Below are 25982 nucleotides of genomic sequence, written 5' to 3'. Positions count from 1 at the left end.
TTTTTGATGTTTCTCCTATTGTCTTTTTGATAAATTGTGCACTTGTTCCTCCAAATCTCGGACACGTGTTGTCAGTTCATCCACATGTTGTTGTAGTGTGTCTCGAGAAGGAAGGACGGCTGTAGACTTTACATTTTTAATCATTTTTATCATAACGAAAAACATAGCAAGAAAAATGAGAAGAATAAAAATAGTACTAATGATGTCCCCAATATGTAGTTGCAACTGGATTTCCCCTCCTAATTTTATTTGCTATCTGTATTTACTGGATGGGCAAGTAAAAAGTTTCAATTTTTTAACGAACATTGCATACAAATATGACAATTGCCTCAAATAAAGGCATAAATAAAATGCCGCAGATGTTTAAATGCGCTTACAAGTCGCATGAAAAGTCTGGGTGCCATTCCATACAGCCGTAATGGATAACATTTTCTATGTTGAGAGTAAATTGAATTACAATATCTATCATACGTTAGTAAGAAGAAATAACTTAAAACGGATAGCAAATTGTCAATCAGGGAATGGGATAGTACGAAACTGGGGTGAGGGAATGCAAAAAGCTCGTCAAATTATGCGACAAGCCATCTATAACATTTATACGTATCGTATCGACTATATACGGGTTTTCGTTATGATTCGTGTATTTCAATTTTCACTAGCAATACCGGTGTCAACACTCGTTTTTAATGTAATGCTTAATGTAACGGGCTACACGCATATAACGGAACAAAATTTACAAAGTTTTTTAATGCACCCCTTTGTCATAGCGATGATGATCCTTTTAGTAATGGTCGTATTGCTCTTTATTTACTATGAGATGGGTTTTCTGTTTATAATGGCTTTTAATCAGCAAAGGGGTACTCGTTATCGGTTTTTGACAATGTGGCAACAACTAAATCGAAAACTTCCTTATTTTTATAGCTTACAAGTTCTTTATTTAATTGTCTATATAGCTCTTTTATTGCCATTAGCTTCATTTGTACTCCCTCTTTGGCTAACACAGGGGATAGCTATTCCACACTTTATGACAAATGAAATAATGGGTACACCTACAGGTAGAATACTGTATGCTGCTGTTGCTAGTATCTTAGTGATGGTTGGAATAAGGAGTATGTTGACATTGCCTATTTTTACAATACAGCCAAAAATTTCACTAAGGCAATCATTTCTCCAAAGTTGGCGTTTTTCAAGACGGGGCTTGTTTAAACTACTTGTATTATTGGCAATGGTTTTAACGATTCATTTATTACTTTTAATCGTTGTAACAGTAGTCGGTATACTACCACTATTTTTCCTGGAACGATTTATGCCAAGCACAGCGCTGTTAACAGCAGGATTTACTTTGGCATTTCTTGAAATGGCCTTTATTGTGTTGTTTAGTCTGTTGCAAGCTATGTTTTCACAAGTCATGGTTGCCATTACGTATAATACGTGTGTTTTGGCTCTAAAAAGAAACGCTTATCAAAACAAACGCTATTTTCCTTTGCCATTAGTGCTTTGTGTTATTTTTTCAATTTTAAGCATAATCAATATTTTTTCGTTAGAGAAAAGTGTGTACGCACCAGATACTAAAATTATTGCACATCGTGGTTATACAGCAGGCAATGTGGAAAATACAATTAGCGGGCTTGTTAGTGCAGCGAGTGCAGGTGCAGACTTAATTGAACTAGATATTCAGCAAACAGTAGATGGAGAATTTGTGGTCTTTCATGATCGTACATTAAGGCGTCTAGCAGGGAAAAATGGGGTTATTGCCAATATGACGCTAAGTGAATTAAAAACCATTACAATTTATGAGAATGGGATGAGCGATAAAATTTCTTCATTGGATGATTTTATCGAAATTGCCAAGGCGCTAGATGTTACATTATTAATTGAGTTAAAAGTACATGGGAAAGAAAGAGAAGACCTATTGCCTCGATTAGTAGAAAAGTTACGCGCCTATAAAGTGCTTGATACGTACTATGTACAGTCCTCAGATGCGCAATTGATGACACAACTTAAAAATATAACACCTCATTTGCGTGTAGGAATTGTTTATGCGCTGAATATTGGACCGATGGATCATTTAACTGTAGATTTCATTGCGTTAGAAGCATCGTGGGTGGACGAGAGCTTAATTGCAGAACTCAATGCTCAACATCTAGATTTGTTTATCTGGACTTTAAATAAGGATCGTTCTTTACAGGAATTTATTGAGAAAAACGTTTCGGGCGTAATTACAGATCATCCAGATATAGCGTTAGAGATAAGAGCAAAACAAAGTGAACAGCAATACTTTCTACAACGCGTCCTAAATCGATTATCATTCATCTTTTAGCTCTGTGAAGTGGCAATTATTCTCTTTTGAAATTTTTTTGAAAATAATATGGTAATAATGTAACCATTTCCTTTTACAATCGACTACTTCAATGAACTCGTGAAATGAAGGAGATGTATTTTTTATGAAAATGACAAAGGTCGTACCATTTGCAATGACAGCATTATTATTAGGGGGCGTTGCAATCGCTCCAACTGCATCAGCAAATGAAGGAGAAGCAGTTGTCACAAATGCCCAACAGGATGAACAAACGCCACAAGTGCAGCCGGTTTTTATTAAAGTAGCTGGTACAATTGAAAGCGTGGAAGAACGTAATAATGCAACGTATTACACAACGAAAGATGGCGAAAATACGAACGTCTTTGTCGTAAATAAGGACACACTTATTTTTGATAATACGGGAAAAGAAGTAAAGCTACAAAAAGGTGATAAAGTAACAGCATATACGTATGCAAATAAGCCAATGCTAATGATATATCCACCACAGTATAATCCAGAAGTTATAATCGTGGAAACAAAGGAAATGGGTAGTGTCACTGTTGACTTTTTCAATAAGGATTTAGTCAATACGGATAACAGTTTAAAATTAAATGTTGGCAAAGAAACGGTGATCCAAAGCCAATCAGCTAAAGAAGTCTCAGCTAAAGATTTAGCCGAACAACATTTACTTGTGTTCTATACAATTACAACAAGAAGTATTCCTGCACAAACACCGCCAACAAAAGTCATTGTGTTAGATGCTACAGCGAAAGAACAAGGTGAAGGAACAGAGGAAGCTTCAGCTAATGCAGCAGTACAAGAAATTATTAAAACAGATTTTTATGAAGTGGATGGTACAACAATGGTGCCATTACGTCTAATTGCAGAAGAATTAGGCTTTAAAGTGGAATCAACAGGTACTGGCGCTATTGTTTCAAAAGGGGCGCTATCCTACACAATTACACGTGGTGAAAAAGCATACGGCTACAATAAAGCACTTCGTTACTTTAAAGTAGCACCTGCGTTATTAGAACCAACGAAAACGTATGTACCTATTGAATTTTTTGAAGAATTAATGCAATAACATGTCCCAAACCCCTCCAAAGTACAATGGAGGGGTTTTTTTACTATATTAAAAAACTGAATATTCTAAATATTTTTGGTGACTGGCACTTATTTTTCTTCAGGATTCTTAAGGTTTTTCGGCATGTTCTTTTAAGGTTTGATTTCTAAAGTAAGATTATGAATTCAAACCAAGAGGTGAATAATTGTGAAAAAGCTTTCTTTTTTATTTCAATTTATGGTGAATCCTAAAACGATAGGCGCGATTGTGCCAAGTTCGAGTTTTCTAGGTGACAAAATGATTGAAAAAATTGCTTGCCAAAAAAAATGCCAAGACCGTTGTATTATTAGTAGAAAATAATATGAAATTTTGTTCGTTGCTTAAACAACGCTATAAAGACCATGATAATGTATACATTAAATGTGGATCTGCTGAAAATATTGAAACATATTTGCAAGAGTATCAAATTCCTTATGCTGATTACGTTATTTCAGGGCTTCCATTTTCAAGTTTGCCCGAAAAGGTATCATACAAGATTTTAGACAACACTACAAAAATTCTAAAAGACAATGGATTGTTCATTACATTTCAATATACAAAATGTAAAAAGGCATTCATTAAACAGTTTTTTGCCAAATTAGAAATAACAAGAGAATATAGAAATTGGCCACCTGCTTACATCTTTAGCTGTGCTATAGCAAATAAACATCCGGAGGAAATAGTAGATGTCAAAAATACTAATTGTTGACGATGATAAAGAGATAAGAAATCTGATTGCAGTATATTTAGAAAATGAAGGGATGGAAACTGAAAAGGCAGAAGATGCAGTGGAAGCATTACAAATGCTCGAAAAAAAAGCGTTTGACCTTATTGTTTTAGATATTATGATGCCGAAAATGGACGGTATCGAAGCATGCTTGAAGATTCGGGAAGAGCGTTCCATGCCTATTATTATGCTTTCAGCAAAATCAGAGGATATGGATAAAATTAAAGGACTTGCTGCTGGTGCTGATGATTATTTATCTAAACCATTTAATCCATTGGAATTAATCGCTAGGGTGAAATCCCAATTAAGAAGGTATAAAAAGTACAATACGGAAACTACTTTCGTAAAAAGTGTAATCGAGATAGGGAATCTAACAATCAATACAGATACACGTCAAATTTGGGTACAACAGCAAGAAATTAGATTAACACCAAAAGAGTTCGACATTTTAGAACTGCTTGCTCGAAACAAAGGGATTGTTTTAAGTATTGCAAAAATTTATGAGGCAGTTTGGAAGAATGACTTTTATAAATCTGATAATACGGTGATGGTGCACATTACAAAAATTAGAGAAAAAATCGAGGACGATCCAAAACATCCAATTTATATTAAGACAATTTGGGGTGTGGGGTATAAAATATGAGAACGATTAAGTTTCGTCATAAAATCTCTTTTCAGCTTCTTATGATGATTGTCATCAGTTTATTCGGTGCTATTTTTGTGATGAGTATTATATCTCGTCCTATATTTGAGTTAATTAATTTCATCATGAACAATAATCATCTCAATGTATGGCAAGCAAGTGTAGCTTTTACTGCTTGGTTTTCAACAGCTATTATAACTTTTGTGTTAATTTTTAGCATGCTAATAAGGAAAAAAATCATGTATGTCAAGTTAATCTCCGATACCGTTCAACAAATTGCAAGTGGAGAACTAGGACAAACAATTGATATTAAAGGGAAAGACGAACTATCTCAGCTAGCGATAAATATCAATTACATGTCGCAAGAGTTAGAACAGAAATTTATACATGAAAGACAAATAGAAAAAGAAAAAAACGAGCTTATTACAAATATATCCCATGATTTACGGACACCATTAACATCAATCATTGGCTATTTGAAATTGTTAAAGGATGGTCAATATACACATAAAGAACAACTTCAAGAATACTTGGAAACGATTTATTCCAAATCATTAAGACTAAAAAATCTGATTGATGAACTGTTTGAATTTACCCGTTTATCGAGCCCTGATGTGAAGTTGAATTTGAGCAATGTGGACATGGCGAGTTTACTACAGCAAATCGTAGGAGAGTATAGTCCAATATTCGAAGAGCAACAATTGACTGTTCAAAATTTAATCACTGATGAAGACATACATGCTGTAATCGATATTGAAAAAATTGTGCGTGTTTATGAAAACCTTTTTATTAATGCGATAAAATACAGCGAAAAACCATCAGCATTACTAATATCGTTTGAGGCTAATCATAATACTGGCATTTTAAAAGTATCAAACAGAATGGCAAACGCTCCAATGGATAATATCAATAAAATGTTTGAACGGTTTTTTAGAGGGGATAAAGCGAGAATGGATGCACAAGGTAGTGGTCTGGGCCTTTCCATTTCAAAAAGAATTATGGAGCTGCATCATGGCGATATTTGTGCAGAGTACAAAAACGGTTGGATTACGTTTACTGTTGAACTTCCAATTAAAGAAAATTAATTTAAGAAAATAAAAATTACCTTGTTGTATCATATTGCAAGGGGGAGTTGGGAGTGACCGACGACATGCAGTTTCGCTATTTGTCTTTGCTGAACATTGGACAAATTGTAGATGTCCAAAAAATTGGCAAGAATAAACTATTTGAGAATAACTTTTAACCTAAGCAAGATAAGAAGGAGAAAAGTTATTTTTGATAGTTTTTTGACGGCTAAATCTATTTATTGGTAAAATAACAATAGATTAGTAGAATTGAATCAAGAAGTAGGAGGAGAATAGTGAAAAAATTTTTTCTAATGTTACTTGCAGCATTTGTAGTATTAATGGTTAATCCATCAACATCCAAAGCGAAAGTAATCTATGACGGCGTAGAAATTGTCAAAGGGCAAACGGGGAAGCTAACGTTTTCGAAAGATGTAAAAGTGTATAAGAAAAAGGCCAATGGTCAGTTTGAATCGATGTTAGTCAAAAAGGGAAATTACTTCCGTGTATATAATATTGAAAAATATAATAAACAAACATATTATTGGATGAGCTCGGGATATCGTGTACAAGCAAGCGATTTAACTGTATTTAAAGCGATTCCGTTTGAACAACGTGTAAAATTTTATCAAAATCCTGCCTATATGTGGATTAATAGAGATAAACCATTTTACTCGTTTTATAATGAGAGTGATAGTTTGGCAACGCATGCACACTCTTATTATACCTATTTAAATAAATGGGGGAATTTTATCTTTGAACAGGGGGAACTTGTCAATACGTATGATATGAGTTTTGTAGGTGGCGGTATTGAAAAGCGAACAATTGATCCAACAGATATTCAACTAATCGAACCGCAAGTTGTGAATAAGGATATATTATTTATTGTCACAAAAGATACGGTACAGCATATTAAACCATATTTAATTAACAATAACGATTATTATCAAAGACTTGCACGTCCATTGCCAACAGGTACTGTTCTTAAAAGTGCAGGTTTTAAAATTGGTAACTATTATGCAGTGACGTTTAATAGTGAATCTGACCTTTACAGCACATTTTTCGTTCCTGAAAGCTATGTAGTTGAAAAGGCGAATTAAATCGCTGATAAACCAGTGTAAATCGCGGGTAAACCACCACGAACTGCTAATAGGGGTGGAATTCAACGATGGCAGTATTTACACAACCATCAAAATATAAAGGCACCAAGAGTCAAAACTTCTTGGTGCCTTTTGTATTTATGCATTCGGATAAATCATTGTAGCTGGATCAACATATTCATCGAACTGTTCTTCAGTTAATAAGCCTGAAGCGATGGCCGCTTCTTTTAGAGTCGTGCCTTCTTTATGTGCTTTCTTCGCAATTTTTGCCGCATTTTCATAGCCAATATAAGGGTTTAAGGCTGTTACAAGCATTAGCGAGTTTTGCAAGTTATGATCCAGTACCTCTTTGTTTGGTTCGATGCCGATAGCGCAGTGATCATTAAATGATTTCATCGTATCTGCTAGCAGACGTGTCGATTGTAGGAAATTGTAAATAATAACAGGTTTAAAGACATTCAGTTCAAAATTCCCTTGCGAAGCGGCAAAGGCAATTGTTGCATCGTTCCCAACTACTTGCGTAACAACCATTGTCATCGCTTCACTTTGCGTCGGATTCACTTTACCTGGCATAATGGATGAGCCTGGTTCATTTTCTGGAATAGTAATTTCACCAATACCAGAGCGTGGACCACTTGCTAGCCAACGTACGTCATTGGCAATCTTCATCAAATCAGCAGCAAGTGCTTTTAATGCACCATGTGCCACAACCGCTTCATCATGACTTGTTAAAGCATGGAATTTATTTGCTGCGGAAGTGAACTGTTTGCCCGTTAGTTCACTAATTTCAGCTGCTACACGCTCACCAAATTCAGGATGTGCATTAATACCCGTCCCGACAGCCGTACCGCCAATCGCAAGCTCTTTCATGTAGTCCACATTATGTTTAATCATTTGCTCGGATTTACCTAGCATAGCAGACCAGCCACTAATTTCTTGTCCCAATGTCAGCGGGGTAGCATCTTGTAAATGGGTACGTCCAATTTTAATAATATCTTTAAATTGCTCTGCTTTTTCATCCAATGTTGCCTTTAATAAACGAAGGCGAGGCAGTAGATAGTCTTCTACTTTTAGTACGGCTGCAATATGCAACGCAGTTGGAAACGTATCGTTCGAGCTTTGAGATTTATTGACATCGTCATTTGGGTGAATGCGGTCAGCTTCGCCAGCATCTTGTAAAATTTGGTTTGCACGATGCGCAATCACCTCGTTGACATTCATATTCGATTGGGTACCACTACCAGTTTGCCAGACAACAAGTGGGAATTGATCGTCCCATTGACCATTTAAAATTTCATCTGCCGCTTGTACAATTGCATTGGCTTTAATATCCGAAAGCTTTCCTAATTTATTATTTGCGATTGCTGCACTTTTCTTTAAAATCGCCATAGCTTGAATCAATTCAATCGGCATGTGTTCAGTACCAATTTGAAAATTCTCTTTACTACGTTGGGTTTGAGCACCCCAAATTTTATTGGCAGGTACTTTGATCTCACCCATAGTGTCTTTTTCAATACGATAATCCATTGAGAACAGCTCCTTCAATTTATGTAACTAAAAAACGGATATTCTTAGTGTGATGTAAGAATATCCGTTTAATGCATGTTTATTTCAAAAAATAAGGGGGGATTCTGAAATAAACAGTTTAGAGAAAAGAAATAATCTATATGATAATGATAATTGTTATCAATTAAAAAGTCAATTGTTCTGCTCAATAAAAATACTATTAATGAGAATAGTTCGCATTTTGTTCAAAAAAATCAATTATTATTGCGGTTACTGTTATGTTGTTTGTCTACCCACACCTTGTATGTTGATAAACATAAAAAAGGGAAGAACTATCTTTTCTTCTTCCCAAGATCTTTTGTTAAAGGTTGTTTTTTTGATATTTTTTCAAAAAGCACAATAACATGATACTGGCGCTCATTCATTTGAATAACGTCCACTACTTTTGCTTTTCGACCTTTAATTTGGATGTTTTCATCAATAGTTGGAATGCGAATTAATAGCTGATTCAAAACGGAAATCTTATTTTCATAAAAATGAACAACATGCATTTTCACAGTTCTCCTTATTTTGTATTTTAGTCAATTTATGAGTAACTGGCTGATTATAGAACAGTTGGTATAACAGGACGAATAGCATGAAAATCCCATTGGAAAGCATAAGGAAAGCCTCCTAAACGTTAGAATTAGGAGGCTAATGTTATCTATAGCGTTTTTTTGGAGAGCCGTTGTAACCATCTTTTTTGTTTCCAACTACTTACGATATAAAAAAGACTAGAAAGTGCTAATACGCCACTCGGTGCTTTTATAAGGAGGGCATATTGTAAATACAGGCCAAAGAAAACTGCGCCTAATGCTAGTACACTAATGATAAAGGCTTGCTTTTTTTGATTTTCATAGATTGCAAAGACAAAATCCCTTTGCTGCAATGCATCTTTTTGAATTAACATTCGCTGGGGTGTCTCCACAAGGTCTTGCAGGGAATGGAATACTTTAAAAATTGGGAGCGCATTAAGCCATTGTAAAACAGTTTTCCAATTATTTGAGCTTCCTTGCTTGATCCAATCTGAAAATACAGGTTTAATAATGTCTAAAATTTCTTTCTCTGGAGTAAGGGTCAGCAACATACCTTCAATTGTCACAAACGAGCGCCCTAAAAAGATAAATCGTGTAGGAACTTGTATAGGAAGTAATTTTATCATGTCATTCATTTCTTTTTTGACAGCAAATACATCCATTTCCTTTACTTTGTTTAAATCCAATAGTAGTACTTCTCTTAGAAGATTTTCAATGATTTTTAAATCCGCTCCTGGTAGTAAAAATCCTAAATTTTTTAATGTTTCAGCCGCTTGAGCATAATTTTTTAATAAAATAGCCTGCATTAAAATTTGAAAATTGGCTGCATCTTTTCTTGATATTTCGCCAACCATACCAAAATCAAGAAGGACAATTGTACCATCCTCCGTTACTAGCACATTGCCAGCGTGCGGATCAGCATGAAATAGCCCAGCCTCTAGCCATTGTGGTAAGAAAATGCGCATTAATCGCTCAGATAATGCTTCTTTATCAATTTGATTGGAAGTTAAAAATGCGTTATCTGTTATTCTTGCACCATCTATCCATTCCATTACTAATACTTGAGAGGTGCTAAGTTCGGGATACGCACTAGGAATCTTAAGTTCATCAATCGATGCAAAGCGTTCGCGAAAATGTGTCATGGTGTCTAGTTCTTTATTAAAATCTAATTCCCTACTGATGACATGTTTGACTTCATTAAAAAGCAATTTAAAATTAATAAAGCCTTTAGGTACTGGAGCAATATATTGCGCAAACCACATAATAATAGCTAGCGAACGAAAATCCGTTCGCATAATAGTTGGTATAGTGGGTCGCTGTACTTTAATTGCTACATTCGTACCATCCTTTAACTTTCCGCGATAAACCTCTCCAATGGATGCGGAAGCGACAGCTTTTGTCTCGATTGAAAGAAGTACATTGTCAACAGGACTTCCCCATTCTTTTTCCAAAACAAGTTGAATGTCTTCCCAAGGAGAGGGAGGGACTTGATCTACTAAATCCTGTATTTGGCTAATAAAACTTTTTGGTAGTAAATCTTCGCGAATACTTAAAAGTTGTCCGACTTTAATCAACACACCTTCGAGTTCAAATAACGTTTCTCGAAATTGTCGACCAAGCTTTTCCCAGAGCATTTCCCATTGTGGTTCCGATTTTTTTCGAATGCGAAACCAATAAACTTGCAACAACATGGAAAAAGCGAAGGAAAGTATTTTCCACATACGATACCAACTTTTCCTTTTTTTCATGCGACATACCTCCGATTTTTTATTTGAGCAAAAAGACAAATTATATGTAAATATTTCCTATAAATCGAATATCTAAATCATACACCAATTGCCAATCTAAATGGATTGTATTTTATGTATCAATCTAATAAAAAATAGCACTGAAATTAACCTTAGGGGTTATTTATGCCTTACAAAAATTTCTTCTAGAAGCAAGCTAGTGGTGAGAACAAGGAATGCACCTAGTTTTGAGTGTATGTTATGGACTGCATAACGCATTCTATTGTATAGATAGGAGTGGTGATATGAAAGATGTAAGCTACTTACAAATAGCAATAGAAACAGTTGTAACTTTTTTCGTACTTCTTGCCCTCACACGTTTTTTAGGGAAAAAACAATTAAGTCAACTTACTTTTTTTAATTACGTAACAGGAATCACAATTGGCTCGATTGCCGCAAATATGATTGTTTTAAGTACTAAAGATTACATGAAAGATTTGGTAAGCTTAATTATTTGGTGTTCGTTGACGACACTAATCGGCTATATCAGTTTGAAATCAGGGAAAATAAGAATGTTGCTGGACGGTCAGCCTACAATTGTTATAAAACATGGCAAAATCGATCGAAAAGCATTAAAGCGAACCGGTGTCAATATTGATGACCTAACGATGATGATTAGACAATACCAAGTTTTTTCAATTGATGAAATAGATTTTGCCATTCTAGAACCGAATGGTACGCTTAGTATTCTTAAGAAACCGCCATTTCAAGGTACCCAAAAAATAGATATAAACATCTCACCAGAAAATCCACCTTTTTTGCCAATTGAAATAATATCAGATGGAAAATTATTAAAAAGAAATTTATTAGAAGTTGGGAAAAATCGACAATGGTTAAAAGATGAACTGAAAAAGATGTCTATCGAAAATATTGAAGAAGTATTCTATGCTGAAATCCAATCGAATGGGCAATTATTTATCCAAAAATATTAGACCAGCACGTAATTTTAAATACGTGCTGGTTTTTTAACAGTTTCTTGTACCCATGGATATTCCCAAAACTGTCCCTTCTTAATCGCACGGTTCTATTATAAACTTCCAATATCATAGGTAAGGAGAAGTGATATGGATGGAAACTAATATTCGTAAGGCGGATCGAATGTGTACAAATGAAGGGCAAATTTATAACTTTTTACGAGAAGCTCAAACAGCTTTTCTTGGCTTGGTAGATCATAACATGCCATATGTCATTCCGCTTAATTTTGTATTCAAAGAAGGGATTTTTTATATTCATGGCGCAAATGAAGGAAGAAAAATCACCATCTTACATACGAATTCAAATGCTTGTATGACCATAAGTGAAAATTACGGAACAATTGCCGATCCGATTCCTGCTAATACAGATACTGCTTATATGAGCGTTATCGCAAACGGTATCATCGAAGTAGTAACAAATTTAGACGAAGCAACGGCAGCAATGCAAGCAATGCTAGATAAATATGTCCCAGCTTACTATCAAGCGCCCTTATCAAAAGCACATGTTGAGAAGTATCAATCTTCTTTAGGAAGTAAAACGATTGTTCTAAAATTGAAACCAATAACGATGACCGCTAAAGCACATCAAGATAATGGACAAATGAAGTTTTATCCTGGTAGATCCATTCAACAGGATATTTAAAATAGCAACTTGACTTGGAAATAATAGTGGGGAAAGTTTACACGGTGGCTGCTGGTAAACAATTCGAGAACTCGTTCAAGCGTCTTTGTACTGAATAAGATAACTATAGTCAGCCTACATTGTTAAAGGAAGCCTTTATGTAATTAAAGTAGTACTGCGGATAACTTCGTCTCTCTATTTTTGGGAGATGGGGTTTTTTAATATAAGAAATAATGAAAAGTAGAGGAGGCTATATGCACATCATAACAAACAATAACGTATCAATGATAGGACTGCTAGCACTTGTAGTTTCTACGCTTTTAACCACCATGAGCTAAGTGTTGAACGCCAATCAAGTATAGGAGGTACCACCCCTTCTTATTCAAATCGTTATAATGGCATAATTTTATTATCTTTATTAGTAATTTGCGCTGGATAAATGAAATATTTCTCGGGAAATATTGTGTAGGTATTTACTGTAACGGCAAGGGATGTCGTGTTTCCGATATAGGTATGACAAGTAGGCATTCGGTATTGTTCGGTATTAAAAGGAATGATGAGTTTATGCTTTATTTTAATATTCTGACTTTTATTTCTGTTTAACGCTAGTCTGGTCACCTATTTCCCTAGTTGGCATTATGCTGTTATAGCTAGCAGGTATTTTTTTATTGTATTTGGAAAAGAAGACCGTTTCACAATAGTTATTGGGAGTTATAATAGTAAAAGGGAGGGGAATAAGGATGTATTTAAAAGCATGCAAAGTTTTACAGGACAACATAGAGGAAAAACACCTATATCCTTTTAATATACCTAGTTTGCAGGATTTACAAGAGTTAGCGTTTCCAACGAATGTGACGTTTTTTGTTGGGGAAAATGGCTCTGGAAAATCGACGTTACTGGAAGCTATTGCGGATTGCTGTGAATTTAATACAGCAGGTGGGGGACGTCAAAATACCTATGAAGTACATAAGGCGGAATCGGCATTAGGAGATTATATTCGCTTATCTTGGTGGCCTAAAGTGACGAACGGCTTTTTTCTAAGATCAGAGACGTTTTATCAATTTGCAAGTCATATTGATTTGTTAGAACATCCGAATAAGTATGCTGCATTTGGTGGCAAATCACTACACCACCAATCACATGGCGAGTCCTTTTTATCGCTATTTATGAACCGTTTTAAAGGCAAGGCGATTTATTTATTGGACGAGCCTGAAGCGGCTTTATCACCTACGAGACAACTTAGTCTTCTTAAAATCATGAAAGATTTAGAGCATGAAGCTCAGTTTATTATTGCTACCCATTCGCCCATTTTACTTGGTTATCCGAATGCGACCATTTACAGTTTTGACGATGGGGGAATTGAATCGATTCGATACAAAGACACTATACATTATATTGTAACGAAGCGATTTTTAAATGCACCAGACACTATTTTTGCAGAGCTATTTGATGAGGAGAGAGAATCATGAATCAACGAAAAGGTTTAGTAATGCGAGAAATACGACTTGATGAGATGGCTCAGTCAATTGATTTACTAAATTATGTATTTCAAATGTCTATGTCCATTCATAAGGATCGTCGTTTCGTCAATGCCAAAAGTAAACAGTTCGATGAAGGGCATGCATTTGGCTGGTTTGACGGCTCTCAACTAGTATCACAAATATTAAATTTACCTTTTCAAGTAAATGTACATGGGAAATTTTATGAAATGGGTGGTATTACGGCTGTTGGTACCTATCCAGAATATTCTAGACACGGCTTGATGGAAAGTCTTATTTTGAAATGCCTCGAACAAATGCGAGAGGAAGGTCGATATATTTCTTATTTATTTCCTTATTCCATTCCATATTATCGCAAAAAGGGTTGGGAAATTATGAGCGATATTGTGGAGTTTCAAGTAAAAGATACGCAACTCCCTCATTATGGCGGACTAAACGGTAAAATTCGCCGAGTCGATCCAAAAGATGAGGATGTAGTCGCTATTTATGCACGCTATGCCAAAAAAACACATGGCGTTATGGTGCGTAATAGTATTGCGTGGAATGAAAAATTTCAAGAAGACTTTTGGGAAGAAAAGTTTATAGACAGTGATGTCAAACTACAAGCTGCAATCTATTACGATGAGGACGATGTGGCACAAGGTTATATGTTCTACCGTATAATGGAAGAAAATTTCTATATTGATGAGATTGTTTATATGCAGGAAGAAGCTCGTAAAGGGTTATGGAACTTTGTCTCTGCCCATAGCTCAATGGTCTATAACGTGTATGGGAAAACAACGGGCAATGAAGCAGTCGCTTTTTTACTAGAGGATAGTGAAATTATTCAAAAGGTTTCTCCTTACTTTATGGCACGCATTGTGGACGTAAAGGAATTTTTAATGCGTTATCCGTTTATAGGAAGTGACTTCCAACTGCGCTTTGCGGTAACTGACCGTATTGTCGCTTGGAATAATGGTACCTTTGTTGTCACAGTGCAAAGCGGAGAAGTATCTGTTGAGAAGGTGAGCGAACAATTATCCGAAAATGCTATACAACTAACCGTACAGACGTTAGCTACGATGCTATTGGGCTATAAACGACCTAGCTATTTAGAAAAAATCGAGCGCTTACAAGGTGAAGCAATTGAATTGGCCCTTTTAGAAGCTGTTCTACCTGTAGGTATCCCGACATTTATAGATTATTTTTAAAAGAATTTGTGCAGGGAAAACCTGTGCAATTCTTTTTTGCTTTAATGAAGTGCTTCTTTGAGAAAGAATATGGCATAATTAGTGAATGGAGGAGATGCACTGTATGCCAAAATGTATTGAATGTAAGGAGAAATGGACTTGGAAGCAATCGATGCGTTCGATTGTAACATTTTCACGATTTATCAGTTGCCCTTATTGCGCAAAAAAACAAATGCTCACTTCAATGACTCGTATTTCTATTTTACTTTTGGTCTTTGTACCTTATATTACAATGCCCTATGTTATTGAGGAGGAAGTGAAAAGTTCGGCTGTGGCAATAGGAATTGCTATTTATTTATTGACCTTACTGATGATGATGCCGTTGTTAATGGATTTACGGGAAATACCAAAGCATTTGCAAAAATACGCTCAAAATGATACATAGTAAAAACGCGGGTTTTTGAAAGCCCGCGTTTTAATGTTGTTTGGAACGTAGCAACGGCCATGCTTGTGATAATAATTGAACGCCTTTTTGGATATCCTCGATTGACAACATACTAAATCCTAACTGTAATATTGGTTCAGTGTTTGTCTGTTGCAGATAATACGGGCTAGTTGGGTACACTTTTACACCGCAATGCTCAGCAGCTTGGAGTAGCTCTTCTTCGGTTTGCTGCACATGCAACTTAATCAATACATAAAGACCTGAATGCTCCCCCAATATTGTCATTTTGTGCCCGAAATGCTTTTTAAGTTCTTCTACAAGACAGTTCATTTTATGTTTATAAATAATACGCATTCTTTTAATATGACGTGTCCACTCACCCTTTTCCATAAATGCCGCCATCGTTAATTGATGGAGAGAAGAGGCATTATGTTCAAATTGATCAAATTGTTCTTTGTAACGATGGGTAAGTGACTTAGGCAATACCATATAGCTTAAACGAATACCTGGTAAAAAAGATTTTGAAAAAGTTCCCATATAAATAACGCGCGAATGGTCGATAGAGGCAAGTGCCGGAAATGGTTGCTGCGTATAACGAAATTCACTGTCATAATCGTCTTCGATAATGTAACCACGTACTCTTTTTGCCCATTGAATCATCAATTGCCTTTGTTGAATAGACATTGAAACACCGTAAGGGAAATGGTGGGAGGGGGTTACATATAAAAGCCGTGATTGCATGTGTGTCAATAGCTGAAGTTCAGCGCCATGCGTCAAAACAGGTAGTGCTTCCAACTCAAAACCATTTAATGTAAATGATTGACGTGCACCAACATAACCTGGATTTTCAACAATTACACTTGTAAAATCATGCTTCAAAATAAAACCGAGATACAATAACAATTGCTGTGTACTGCTACCAACAATAATATCATCCGCCTCACATTTTACCCCACGTGCTTGAAGTAAGTAGTGAACAAGCTGCTCTCTTAATACAGGCTCCCCAAAAGGATCGCCATACACAAAACTATCTGCTAACTGGAGTGCTCGATTAGCAAATTGTCGCCAAGTTTTTAGCGGAAAATGGGATTGATCGATAGCACCAGCCCGAAAATCAATTTTTATAGCTGGCAACACTTGCTGTATTTTTTCTGTCCCACTTGTTTGTTCCTCTTCCTGTAAAAACACTTGTTCCAATACATTAACGAAATAGCCTTTACGACCTTCACCACGTATGTAGCCTTCCGCTACCAACTGTTCATAAGCAGTTAATGTTGTATTACGACTGACCTGTAACGTCTCCGCCAATCGTCGAATAGAAGGAAGGCAATCATTGGACTTTAAGATTCCTTGCTCAATTAAAGTCTTTAATTGCTGATAAATTTGCTTATATTTCGCCTCATTATTGTGAATAGGAAATATAAAATCGTCCATATCAAAACCTCCATGACATTTTAAAAAACATAAAAAACTAACTTTTTATATGTCAATTACTTATGTATTAGCGTACAGCAATCTTTGTAGAAAGGGAATGCTAATATGCATTTGATATATACTAGTTTGTAATTTTAAATAATGGTAAAATAATGAAAAAGTAAAGTGGGAATAAATGGTGTATTTTGAAGCGTTGGAATACACAGGTCAGTATTTCGTAGCGCCGATGATATCAGCAATCTACCAGCACCAAAACAAAAAAAGATTATGTCTATGGCTTAAAGCAGATGGAAGGGAGGGTTTTAATTGTTTGCTCAATGTATTCCTTTTAATGATAATGTGAGGGGTAGAATAGGTGGTAATCCTCCAAAATTCATTGAAGAAAAAATATCTGATGATTACAGGTTTTATGCAACTCTAGTTCATCCAGAAAAAGAGGATGTTATGCTTTCGATTATTATTCATAAGGATTTTGATACTTTATTGGAAAGAAATATATATCCTTCAATTGAAGTACGGGTTATAGAGCATAAATACTCCGAAATTGGAAGAAATACGGATAAGCGTATTTTAGATTTAGGTATAAACTCCATAAGCGATTATTCGCAAAAACAAGGGAATAATTATTTGTTTATTAAAGTTTTAGGAGAACCACGTCTTATTCAACCGAAAAGTTATTATGATAAAGAGTTGAAAAATGATAATTACTCCTTTTTTCTACAAATAGACGAAGAAGGCTATAGTGATAATATGGATTATGTATTTATGTACGGTGCATTATATCTATATAAGCATAATGAAACAGGAGAGGTTATTGCTGGTTTCTGGCAATGCTCTTGAACAACCTTGCTATTAACGTGTAAAATGCGCACCTGCTGGTTACTTTATTCAAATCCGTTTGTGCATGACTTACTTACTTGATAATGCTGGAGGAGAGAAGTGTCGTGGAAAATAGCAAATTGCTTCATGATTTTGTTAACTATTTAGATGATGAAGATGTATATTCTTCTTTAGAAAAATATTGGATGGATATGTTTTTCATGTGGTTGCATCAAGAGAATATTGAGGGAAGTGATTGGATATGTCCTTATTACAACACTACCTTCAGTAATGGAAAAAAAATGATGGATGGAAATCCGATATTTTCGGCAAAATCAAAAAAAGAGAATAAAATAATAAAAATTATCCAAGAAAGCTCTAATAATGATGATGTATTTTCTTATTGGATTAATGAAAATAGCAGCCCGAACGAGTTAGTAATAGTTTGTACATTGAACAATAATAACATTGAAAAGATAAAAAAAGTAATAATAAATTGGATTAAAGAAATATTCAAAGATACAAAACAGAAGTATTTAGAAGAAACAAACTAGATTCTATTTTTCCGAGATAAATAGAATTTTGGAGGTAAATAAAATATGAAAGATATAAATGAATTACAAAATAAATACCAGGCTTTATATGATTTTGATGGAGTTACTAAAGAGTCTTTAGATAAAATTGAAAATGAACTCCAAATAAAGCTACCCAATAATTTTCGTGAAATATCTGGCTTTTACAGTGGAGGTATTGTTGGTGGAATAGATATCCATTCTTTTCAATTTTCTGAGCCAACTAATTTTATACGCGAAACTATAAGAATAAGAGAAGCTGTTGGTTTACCGAATAGATTCGTTGTTATTGCTGAACAAACTGAAAGTATTATTGTTATGGATACTGAAAAAACACCATCAATCATTTGGCTAGATTCTGTAGAAATAAATAAATTAGAGCAGCAAGACTTTATCTCCAAGCCAGATGTATGGGAGGATTTTTCTGACTTTTTTCATCAGATACTAGAAGATGAGGAAGAAGAACGTATATATTAAGGTGAAATAAAAGTGGGGGTAGAACTTCTGGCAAAAAATACAGGTTGTGCAGAAGACTTAGAGATTGCAGAAGAAATTCATGACAGTCTTTTTTATATTATGAAAATACTAAATCAGGAAAATATTGACGATTTTTATAAGTAATATTTATGCAAAAGATGGGATTAATATATGCATTGCAATATTAATAATATGGTTCGTGTTTACGGAATACTTTTTCGTTCAAATACATAGGGAGGGTCAGAAGCTTAAAATCTTCTCATCCTGATAATTAAGAGAAGATATGTGTCTAGCGATGTTTTTCACAACAATGATATGAGGTAACTACATGAAAAAAATCACAACAGTACAATTAAGCTTCTGTTTTTGCCTTTGTTAGTGGCATTTGTTACACCTTGGTTAGTCAAGTTGTCACGGGCAATTCCAAATCGGAATTACTCCACTTTACGATGTTTGAAAATTTCATGCTATTTATTTTGATTTTTTTAGGTGTTTATTTATTTACGTAATCATTACGGTACCTATTGATCTTTATTTTAATCAATATCATAGGTGTGGATAGTAGGGTGTATCAACCTTTGGGTGTTGAAAATTGATGGATTAACTTCTATGTTTTTGATTATTCCACTGTTTGCAATTTTCTCATTGCTTATAGAATTTAAGTTAAAAAAGTGATAAAACATTACGTTTTGAACTTTAGGCTTGTTCAACAGCTTTGATTTATTTATTTTGGAAAACCTCTAGGAATACAAAACTTAGGTACTGTGTAATCTAGGAAATATTCTAAGTATATCAAAGATTAAGGGGATAGTATGAGATACTATATGATTGTTAAGAAAAATGTAAAGTCGCCTATTTTTATTAAGGGCGTTATTCACGAATCATTTGATGAAACTAAATATAATGAAGGAATGGGATACGAATGGAATAAAATCTTTTTTCAAAAACAAGAAATGCCAAAAGATTTATGGTTAATTACTAATAATAAAATTGAATTTGACTATTATGAGGGTTTTAATGGTCATATTATCAGTAGTGATTTTTTTACTTTGATGAATCAAGTAAATACTTTTCAAAAGTATGTTACATCAAATCTACAAGTTGTTAGTTCAAAGGGAAAATCTAAAGTAAAAAAACCCTATTATTTTATTAAGTATTATAATAGAGAAGATTTCGTTGATTACGAGAAGTCAGAGTTTACAAAAAGAAGTGTTCCAGAAAATAAGGTTTTTGACATAAATTATATGGTTGGAAAATATCAAAAAATTGTTCTACAAGAAAATGATAGAGACGTGTTTTGCTTGAATGACTTAAAATTAGCAAGATATCTATTTTGTTCAGAAAGGTTTAAGCAACTTTGTGATGAAAAGCAAATGAAAGGAATTCAATTTATAGAATTGGCAGATGTACCTCAATATTTTTCTTTCTATAATCGATAATCAAGTTCCTTAGTTATCAAACTTACAATAATAAAAAAGACTAGGTCATTGTTATTTGGAGGAAATAAATGATTTTAAATTTTAAGTCTACACCCTTAATCACTAAAACAACAAGAAACATTGATGCGCCTGAAATCAATACTTATTTTCAAACTTATATACCTTCGAGACTAATTGAATTTTGGAAATCTTATAATGAAGTTTCATTTGAAAACGGAATCAATATTTATGGTTTTGACATCGCAATCGAAAGAAACGGTTTGTACGAAGTAAGTACTTATGCACCAGAATATATTTTGATAGGAGATGATGGAGGAGGGCAAGGATTGTTTTTAAAAAAGAATAGCGATCTTAACGTGTTCTATCAAGATTTCGGTGCATTATCGTTGCCTTTTTATACTTTAGATACCGATTTATTTAGATGGCTGGAAAATGATGCTGTAATAAAAGATGATGATTTTACTTTTGACGAACCTGATTTGATAGAGGAGGTAAAAGTTTATATAGTCAGAAAACCAAATGAAGCAAATAAATTTATTATGGAACTAAGAAAATGTTTTAATTTGAACCTTTCTATTAACGATATAAGAGAAAAACTGAATAGTTTACCTTTTTTGGTTATCCAAGATATCAAAATTATGAAGTATGGCAAAACAATTGAGATTTTAAATCAAAAATACAATTGTATAGAGGTTCGTAATTCAAAGAATGTTATTTTAATTAGTCCAGAGAAAAATTAGTAATATAGCGCAACTACAAAGAAATAAAAACATCACTGTACAATTAGAGATATTAAAAATATTATGGTAAAATAAGGATAAATATTTGGGGCATATGTAAAGAAAACGCTAAAAAACGCTTTCATTACATATGTTTTTTATTTACAGAAAAGGTGTGTTGTTCATGCATATATATCGACTTGGAAATGACCATGATTTGAAAGATTTAACTTATTTGAATACGGAAGATGTTCGGCTTTTTTCAACTTTTAAGGGGCAGAAAATTACTCTAGATTGGACAGAAGAGATTTTTGGTATTTCAGAAGATAAGCTTAATAGAGGAAAGATATTAGATTTTGATTCACGTTGTTACGGGGCTACGTTAATAGTAAAAAAGAAATTTGAAAAGTTATTTATTGAAGAATTCCCTGACATTATAGAAACATTGCCAATAAAAATTAAAGGTATTTCAGAAGATTATGTATATATAAATGTAACTAACGTGGTGACAGCAATTAATTTTGAAGGTATAGATTTGCAAGAATCTCTTGCAATGATGCAAAGTGAAAACATCAGATTTAATATAGATAAAGTAGAAAATGAAACATTATTTAGAGATGCTAAAGTTAGTTCAAATTATTATTGTACACAAAAGTTTGTAGATTTTATTAAGGAAACTAGAATTAATGGATTAAATTTCCGAAAGGTAGGGACAATGTAAGCCTAAATGTAGAAAATGAATTTTTAGATTATTATAAAACTACAAATAAATATGTTAAGAATGTAAAATAAAAGACCGTTAAAAAATGATGTAGCAATACATCAAATAGAAACGAGGATAGACTTTTATGAAACAACTAGAAAAATCAATATTTAAATTCATAGAGGCGTTGAATGAATATCCAAAAGAAGACTCCCCCGTTGAAAAAAACGGAGGAGTCCGTTATAGGTCCAAATTAGCAAAACTTGATGTAGATGAAAAAATCTATCTTTCTCCTGAATTAATATTATTTTATCAACAGTGTGAAATAATTTGTAATATACGTCCTGATGGCTATCAATTAGATTGTACAGATATTGATTTAGGAAATAGCCTCCTTTTTCTGTATGCCGCAGATAAATTGGTTCGTAGACAAGAAGGATTTCGTTGGATTGGAACCGAAAAAAAAGAAAATCCAAATTGGAATCCAAATTGGCTTGTAGTTGCAGACAAGGATGATGATCCAATTGTAGTTGTCACAAACCAAGAAAATTCACCGGTTTTTGCAAGTTATGAAACGAGTGCCTTATTTCCAATCGCGGATTCTTTTTCTGTCTTTCTAGATGCTCTTTCCGTGACATTAGAAATAATACATGAAAAATTCAAAGGAGAAATAATGGATGAAGAAACTTTCGAAATCTACGATGATTTTGTTGAAAAGTTAAAGTCTTCTTTGATTAGTATTTTGAAAAAAGAGGAATACGCTGATAATTTAATTGATTACTTATACGGTTAATAAATCAAATGGTAGAGGGGTATCTCACCCTTAAACGTCAGCAACTATTAGAACCTATTTCGTAGATTTTATAAAACTACAGAGAGGTAAAAGGTATGAGAAGAGAGCTAATAATATTACCTAAAATGGGGATAAACGAAGTAAGTCTATCTATGACATCTTCAGACTTAAAATATGTCTTAGGTGAATTGGAAAAGAAACCTGTCAAAGGAAAAGAATTTTTTCAATTTCATGATGATTATATATTTCATTTTGTAAATGATGTCTTGGTAAGTATATCAGTAAACAATCCAGAGATTATTTTATTGAATGAGCAAAAAATAGATTTAATGAATGAATCAAAGCAATTTTTATTAAAAGAAAATCCGTATTTTGTGGATGGATGCTATATATTTCCACAATATAACATGACGATTTACGGTTTAGACTGTCCTGATGATGGCATTCAAATAACAATTTATTTAGATAACTAAAAATAAATTTATGAGAAAGGAATAAAATTAGGTACTCAATTCAGAAGTATTGAGAATCAGCTGAAAAACTTAAGATATGAAATTACTCCGTATCAATCTGTAGGATTATTGAAATTAGGTATGCAGCCGAGTGAAGTTGGAAATATATGGGTAATGCTTTTAAAAACAAGCAAGAATACTAAAAAAGGTATCACAACAGAAAACTGGAAGAATAGTCAAGCAATCTATAATGAAAAAGGACAGTTAATACAAATAGCTTTAAATTGTAAAGAGGATGTTTTTATTGATAATAAACTGTTATCAAAAATCGGCTCTAAATTGGCTAGTTTGAAAAATGAAGAGTACTTTATCAACAGAAACTATAAAATATTTTTCAAGTTTGGCATTGCATTAGACAAATTAGGAAACCTTTCTTCTAAAGATTTTGTTTATATTTTTTCAGAAGAAATGATTCCTTACTGGAAAGATTTATATCGCCCTATAATCTAACGATGCATCATAACGGTTTGAAATCAATGTAGAATCAGAAATAAAACCCAAAAGTACCATATAAGCAGTTACTAAGGAGTGAAAAGGATGTTTATGGAATGCTCTACTCAACTAACGATAAGTGATGTAAAGGATGTTGAGACTATATTGGGATTTAAATTACCACAACAGCTTAAAGAACATTATTTACAATTTAATGGTGGGATACCAGTAAAACCTTGTTTTTATGGGTATGATATAGATTTTGAGACGGAAATTGCAGAGTTTTCACCTATTAAATATAAAAATAGCTCAAAGTTACTAGAAGAAAGGTACCTAGATTTAATAAATAGAAATGCACTCCCCAATAGATACTTGCCCTTTGCAAATGATTGGGGTGGAAATTTATTTTGTATAGATTTAGAAAAAGGTCGTGTTGTTCTTATTTGGATGGACTTGGGTGGGGTTACAGAAAGAAGCATTAATTTTTTATCTAATAACTTTGTCACTTTTATAAATAACCTTGAAGCATCTGAGATTGATTAATATATAAATAGGTAAAAAATGGAGGTTTACATAAAAATCTATTTGAAGCTGCCAAGAAAGTAGTGTTTAAAATGACAAAACTTGAACAAATATTTCAAGAAAACGAAGAGGTTTTTTATGAAATTTATACTGCAATTCGTGAGAACAATATTAACAAATTAGATAATTTATTGTCTAAAAACCCAGAGTTTATTCATGTTCCCGTTTATGGAGATGAGAAAAAAAATGAGAGTTTGTTACATTTTGCTGCTTTTCTTGAAAAAAGAAATATATGCATCTATTTAATTAAATCTGGGATTGATATTAATTTCGTAGACGGTTTTTATCATACACCATTAAAATTTTTCGCTTCTCATGGTGATTTAGAGTGTATAAAAGATTTTATATTAAAAGGTGCATGGGTAGATGGAGATTGCAGAGGAATTATTACCCCATTAATCTCTGCGGTAATTGAGGGACATATAGAAATTGTTAAGTATCTGCTGGACTTTGGAGCTGACATAAATAGATTACATCGTAGATTGAATCAAACGCCATTAGAATTGGCCACCGCGTATGGACATCAAGACATAATTGAGTTATTGAAGTCAAGAGGTGGATTATCGGCACAAGAACAAATTGATTTAATGAACGAAAGAGGAGACGGTATTTTAGCACATATTGATAATAAAGTAGGTTCAATACTATCTACAGTATTAAACAAAGATACTAATGACATAAGAACAGCTTTAATAGAAAAAGACAAGAAATTTAAGTTACTATTTTCTATTGGTGCGTTTGAATCCTCACCAGGAATAGAATTAATGATGAGTGTTCCGTATGATTGGCCAATAAATCTACAACTCGTTGAAGAAAAATGCGTTGAATCATTTCCGATTCAATTAATGTTTCTGTTGGGAAAATATAGGTTTGGTGGCAATGAACTTCACGAAGGGATGGTTATTGAAAAGACGGATACGAAATGGAATCATCTAGAATAGCCAGAAAGCATGGATGCATTAATTCTAACAGATTATCAATTAAATCCGAATTCAGAGCAGACTGAGGAAGTAGAGGAAGTAGAGGAAGTAGAGGAAGATGATGATGAAGTTAGTTTATTGCTACTTATCCCCATTAAATATCCGAAAACTGGTTGTCCTAAGGGAATTAAAATGGAAAATTGGTTAAATAAACACCGTTCAGCAAAGTGGGGAAAAGTATCATTGAAGGTATAAAACGAGAGATGTTAATTATATTTGGGAAACTCCTATCGAAGCCTTTGATAAACAAATACGAAGGAACAAGTGAGATTATTAGCTTTCAATGCTAACGGGGAGCTATTAAAGTAAACCAGCCAAACACAAATATTAAAGGTTAATTTAGGAGGGACTATGTCTTTTGAAAAGTTAAAATATATTTTACCTGAATCTATTTCGAGAAAATTTCCATATAATGTTTGTGAATGGGAAGAAGTGGAAAGTAAATTAGGTGTTGTATTGCCATCAGATTATAAAAAGTTAATCAATTTATATGGATCTTGTACTATCGGCGGCTTTATAATGATTTACTCTCCTTTTACAAAAAATGAGAATATAAATTTATTGAATCAACAAAAAATAAATAAAGAAGCCTATCTAACGTTAAAGGTGAATTTCCCAGAGGACTTTCCATATGAAGTATTCCCATCAAATGGCGGCGGATTATTGCCTTGGGGGCGAACAGAAAATGGAGATACATTGAATTGGATTGTGGATATTAATCAAAGAGACTGGGTTATATTGGTAGATGATAACTCAGGTAATTACTTTAAATATAAAGGCTCTATGAGTGAATTTCTCTATGACATATTAAGTGAAAACATTATTTGTCCTATATTTCCCGATGATTTTCCTAATAAGTAGTAAAAATCTTTACTCTCTTTTTTGATTTAAAGGATTTTTATGATTGGTAAGTTGAAATGGTGCGGGAAATATGCGGTCAGTCTAATAATTTAACATTGATAGCAGAACTTCAATTTGTTTCGTCAAATAAAAGTTATGCATATAAAC

30 protein-coding genes are annotated in these 25982 nt (G+C 33.6%); 25 read left to right on the top strand and 5 right to left on the bottom strand.

The genetic code is table 11. The features are described 5' to 3' along the window. Positions 1-15 precede the first annotated feature (15 nt). Positions 16-225: a hypothetical protein gene (locus LS41612_RS13505; RefSeq protein ID WP_024363634.1), complete on the bottom strand. Its 210-nt coding sequence runs from the start codon at positions 223-225 to the stop codon at positions 16-18. A gap of 325 nt (positions 226-550) precedes the next feature. On the opposite strand from LS41612_RS13505, the gene LS41612_RS13500 reads away from it, so the two are divergent. The 6 genes from LS41612_RS13500 to LS41612_RS13475 all read left to right on the top strand — a co-directional run bounded on the left by LS41612_RS13500 (position 551) and on the right by LS41612_RS13475 (position 6935). Then, positions 551-2320, top strand: a complete 1770-nt coding sequence (locus LS41612_RS13500; protein WP_024363635.1) for a glycerophosphoryl diester phosphodiesterase membrane domain-containing protein — start codon at positions 551-553, stop codon at positions 2318-2320. A gap of 124 nt (positions 2321-2444) precedes the next feature. After that, positions 2445-3383 (top strand): stalk domain-containing protein, encoded by a 939-nt coding sequence (locus LS41612_RS13495; RefSeq protein WP_024363636.1) that lies wholly within the window; start codon positions 2445-2447, stop codon positions 3381-3383. A 280-nt stretch (positions 3384-3663) separates the two neighbouring features. After that, on the top strand, positions 3664-4110 hold the full coding sequence (locus LS41612_RS13490) for a class I SAM-dependent methyltransferase (RefSeq protein ID WP_305981525.1): 447 nt from the start codon (positions 3664-3666) through the stop codon (positions 4108-4110). Beyond that, on the top strand, positions 4088-4771 hold the full coding sequence (locus LS41612_RS13485) for a response regulator transcription factor (RefSeq protein WP_024363637.1): 684 nt from the start codon (positions 4088-4090) through the stop codon (positions 4769-4771). The genes LS41612_RS13490 and LS41612_RS13485 overlap by 23 nt, the downstream gene beginning before the upstream one ends. Then, the gene (locus tag LS41612_RS13480) at positions 4768-5856 is read left to right on the top strand and encodes a sensor histidine kinase (RefSeq protein ID WP_024363638.1); all 1089 of its coding nucleotides are present in this window, start codon (positions 4768-4770) and stop codon (positions 5854-5856) included. The genes LS41612_RS13485 and LS41612_RS13480 overlap by 4 nt, the downstream gene beginning before the upstream one ends. A gap of 275 nt (positions 5857-6131) precedes the next feature. Next, positions 6132-6935: a hypothetical protein gene (locus LS41612_RS13475; RefSeq protein WP_024363639.1), complete on the top strand. Its 804-nt coding sequence runs from the start codon at positions 6132-6134 to the stop codon at positions 6933-6935. Positions 6936-7073: 138 nt separating this feature from the next. On the opposite strand, the gene fumC is transcribed toward LS41612_RS13475, so the two are convergent. The 3 genes from fumC to LS41612_RS13460 all read right to left on the bottom strand — a co-directional run bounded on the left by fumC (position 7074) and on the right by LS41612_RS13460 (position 10764). After that, positions 7074-8462: a class II fumarate hydratase gene (gene fumC, locus LS41612_RS13470; RefSeq protein WP_024363640.1), complete on the bottom strand. Its 1389-nt coding sequence runs from the start codon at positions 8460-8462 to the stop codon at positions 7074-7076. Between the two features lie 311 nt (positions 8463-8773). Beyond that, the gene (locus LS41612_RS13465) at positions 8774-8992 is read right to left on the bottom strand and encodes a hypothetical protein (RefSeq protein WP_024363641.1); all 219 of its coding nucleotides are present in this window, start codon (positions 8990-8992) and stop codon (positions 8774-8776) included. A 152-nt stretch (positions 8993-9144) separates the two neighbouring features. Next, on the bottom strand, positions 9145-10764 hold the full coding sequence (locus LS41612_RS13460; protein ID WP_024363642.1) for an ABC1 kinase family protein: 1620 nt from the start codon (positions 10762-10764) through the stop codon (positions 9145-9147). A 284-nt stretch (positions 10765-11048) separates the two neighbouring features. Here LS41612_RS13460 and LS41612_RS13455 point away from each other — a divergent pair, with 284 nt between their 5' ends. The 5 genes from LS41612_RS13455 (at position 11049) to LS41612_RS13435 (ending at position 15512) form a co-directional block, all read left to right on the top strand. Beyond that, entirely contained in the window at positions 11049-11735 is a 687-nt protein-coding gene (locus tag LS41612_RS13455) for a DUF421 domain-containing protein (RefSeq protein WP_024363643.1), read from the top strand. 136 nt (positions 11736-11871) lie between these two features. Continuing rightward, positions 11872-12420, top strand: coding sequence for a pyridoxamine 5'-phosphate oxidase family protein (locus tag LS41612_RS13450; protein ID WP_024363644.1), 549 nt, complete (start codon positions 11872-11874; stop codon positions 12418-12420). Positions 12421-13139: 719 nt separating this feature from the next. After that, entirely contained in the window at positions 13140-13868 is a 729-nt protein-coding gene (locus LS41612_RS13445) for an AAA family ATPase (protein ID WP_024363645.1), read from the top strand. After that, the gene (locus LS41612_RS13440) at positions 13865-15088 is read left to right on the top strand and encodes a GNAT family N-acetyltransferase (protein WP_024363646.1); all 1224 of its coding nucleotides are present in this window, start codon (positions 13865-13867) and stop codon (positions 15086-15088) included. Before LS41612_RS13445 ends, LS41612_RS13440 begins: the two co-directional genes overlap by 4 nt. Before the next feature lie 103 nt (positions 15089-15191). Further along, positions 15192-15512, top strand: a complete 321-nt coding sequence (locus tag LS41612_RS13435; RefSeq protein ID WP_024363647.1) for a TIGR04104 family putative zinc finger protein — start codon at positions 15192-15194, stop codon at positions 15510-15512. Positions 15513-15542: 30 nt separating this feature from the next. Here the strand turns inward: LS41612_RS13435 and pdxR are convergent, their stop codons facing one another. Further along, complete coding sequence (gene pdxR / locus LS41612_RS13430) at positions 15543-16946, bottom strand: MocR-like pyridoxine biosynthesis transcription factor PdxR (protein WP_024363648.1); 1404 nt, start codon at positions 16944-16946, stop codon at positions 15543-15545. Between the two features lie 306 nt (positions 16947-17252). On the opposite strand from pdxR, the gene LS41612_RS13425 reads away from it, so the two are divergent. The 14 genes from LS41612_RS13425 to LS41612_RS13365 all read left to right on the top strand — a co-directional run bounded on the left by LS41612_RS13425 (position 17253) and on the right by LS41612_RS13365 (position 25835). Further along, positions 17253-17786: a hypothetical protein gene (locus LS41612_RS13425; RefSeq protein WP_024363649.1), complete on the top strand. Its 534-nt coding sequence runs from the start codon at positions 17253-17255 to the stop codon at positions 17784-17786. 104 nt (positions 17787-17890) lie between these two features. Continuing rightward, positions 17891-18319, top strand: coding sequence for a hypothetical protein (locus tag LS41612_RS13420; RefSeq protein ID WP_024363650.1), 429 nt, complete (start codon positions 17891-17893; stop codon positions 18317-18319). A gap of 45 nt (positions 18320-18364) precedes the next feature. Continuing rightward, complete coding sequence (locus LS41612_RS13415) at positions 18365-18814, top strand: SMI1/KNR4 family protein (RefSeq protein WP_024363651.1); 450 nt, start codon at positions 18365-18367, stop codon at positions 18812-18814. A 12-nt stretch (positions 18815-18826) separates the two neighbouring features. Further along, entirely contained in the window at positions 18827-18958 is a 132-nt protein-coding gene (locus LS41612_RS23710; protein ID WP_255313708.1) for a hypothetical protein, read from the top strand. 680 nt (positions 18959-19638) lie between these two features. Next, positions 19639-20253 carry an Imm43 family immunity protein gene (locus LS41612_RS13410; RefSeq protein WP_158694862.1) on the top strand — a complete coding sequence of 205 codons (615 nt, stop codon included), beginning with the start codon at positions 19639-19641 and terminating at the stop codon, positions 20251-20253. Between the two features lie 68 nt (positions 20254-20321). Next, positions 20322-20993: a hypothetical protein gene (locus LS41612_RS13405; protein ID WP_024363653.1), complete on the top strand. Its 672-nt coding sequence runs from the start codon at positions 20322-20324 to the stop codon at positions 20991-20993. A 163-nt stretch (positions 20994-21156) separates the two neighbouring features. Then, on the top strand, positions 21157-21693 hold the full coding sequence (locus tag LS41612_RS13400; RefSeq protein WP_024363654.1) for an imm11 family protein: 537 nt from the start codon (positions 21157-21159) through the stop codon (positions 21691-21693). Positions 21694-21820: 127 nt separating this feature from the next. Beyond that, positions 21821-22468, top strand: a complete 648-nt coding sequence (locus LS41612_RS13395; protein WP_024363655.1) for a hypothetical protein — start codon at positions 21821-21823, stop codon at positions 22466-22468. Between the two features lie 95 nt (positions 22469-22563). Then, the gene (locus LS41612_RS13390; protein WP_024363656.1) at positions 22564-22941 is read left to right on the top strand and encodes a hypothetical protein; all 378 of its coding nucleotides are present in this window, start codon (positions 22564-22566) and stop codon (positions 22939-22941) included. 108 nt (positions 22942-23049) lie between these two features. Beyond that, entirely contained in the window at positions 23050-23430 is a 381-nt protein-coding gene (locus LS41612_RS13385) for a hypothetical protein (RefSeq protein ID WP_024363657.1), read from the top strand. Positions 23431-23517: 87 nt separating this feature from the next. Then, positions 23518-23955, top strand: a complete 438-nt coding sequence (locus tag LS41612_RS13380; protein WP_024363658.1) for an SMI1/KNR4 family protein — start codon at positions 23518-23520, stop codon at positions 23953-23955. A gap of 71 nt (positions 23956-24026) precedes the next feature. Continuing rightward, entirely contained in the window at positions 24027-24935 is a 909-nt protein-coding gene (locus LS41612_RS13375) for an ankyrin repeat domain-containing protein (protein ID WP_024363659.1), read from the top strand. A gap of 9 nt (positions 24936-24944) precedes the next feature. Beyond that, positions 24945-25169: a hypothetical protein gene (locus LS41612_RS13370; RefSeq protein WP_024363660.1), complete on the top strand. Its 225-nt coding sequence runs from the start codon at positions 24945-24947 to the stop codon at positions 25167-25169. A 156-nt stretch (positions 25170-25325) separates the two neighbouring features. After that, positions 25326-25835 carry an SMI1/KNR4 family protein gene (locus LS41612_RS13365; protein ID WP_024363661.1) on the top strand — a complete coding sequence of 170 codons (510 nt, stop codon included), beginning with the start codon at positions 25326-25328 and terminating at the stop codon, positions 25833-25835. Positions 25836-25982: the final 147 nt, after the last annotated feature.

Origin of the sequence: Lysinibacillus sphaericus, assembly GCF_002982115.1 — a bacterium.
Lineage (GTDB): Bacteria > Bacillota > Bacilli > Bacillales_A > Planococcaceae > Lysinibacillus > Lysinibacillus sphaericus.
This window is presented reverse-complemented; position numbering and strand designations above follow the sequence as displayed.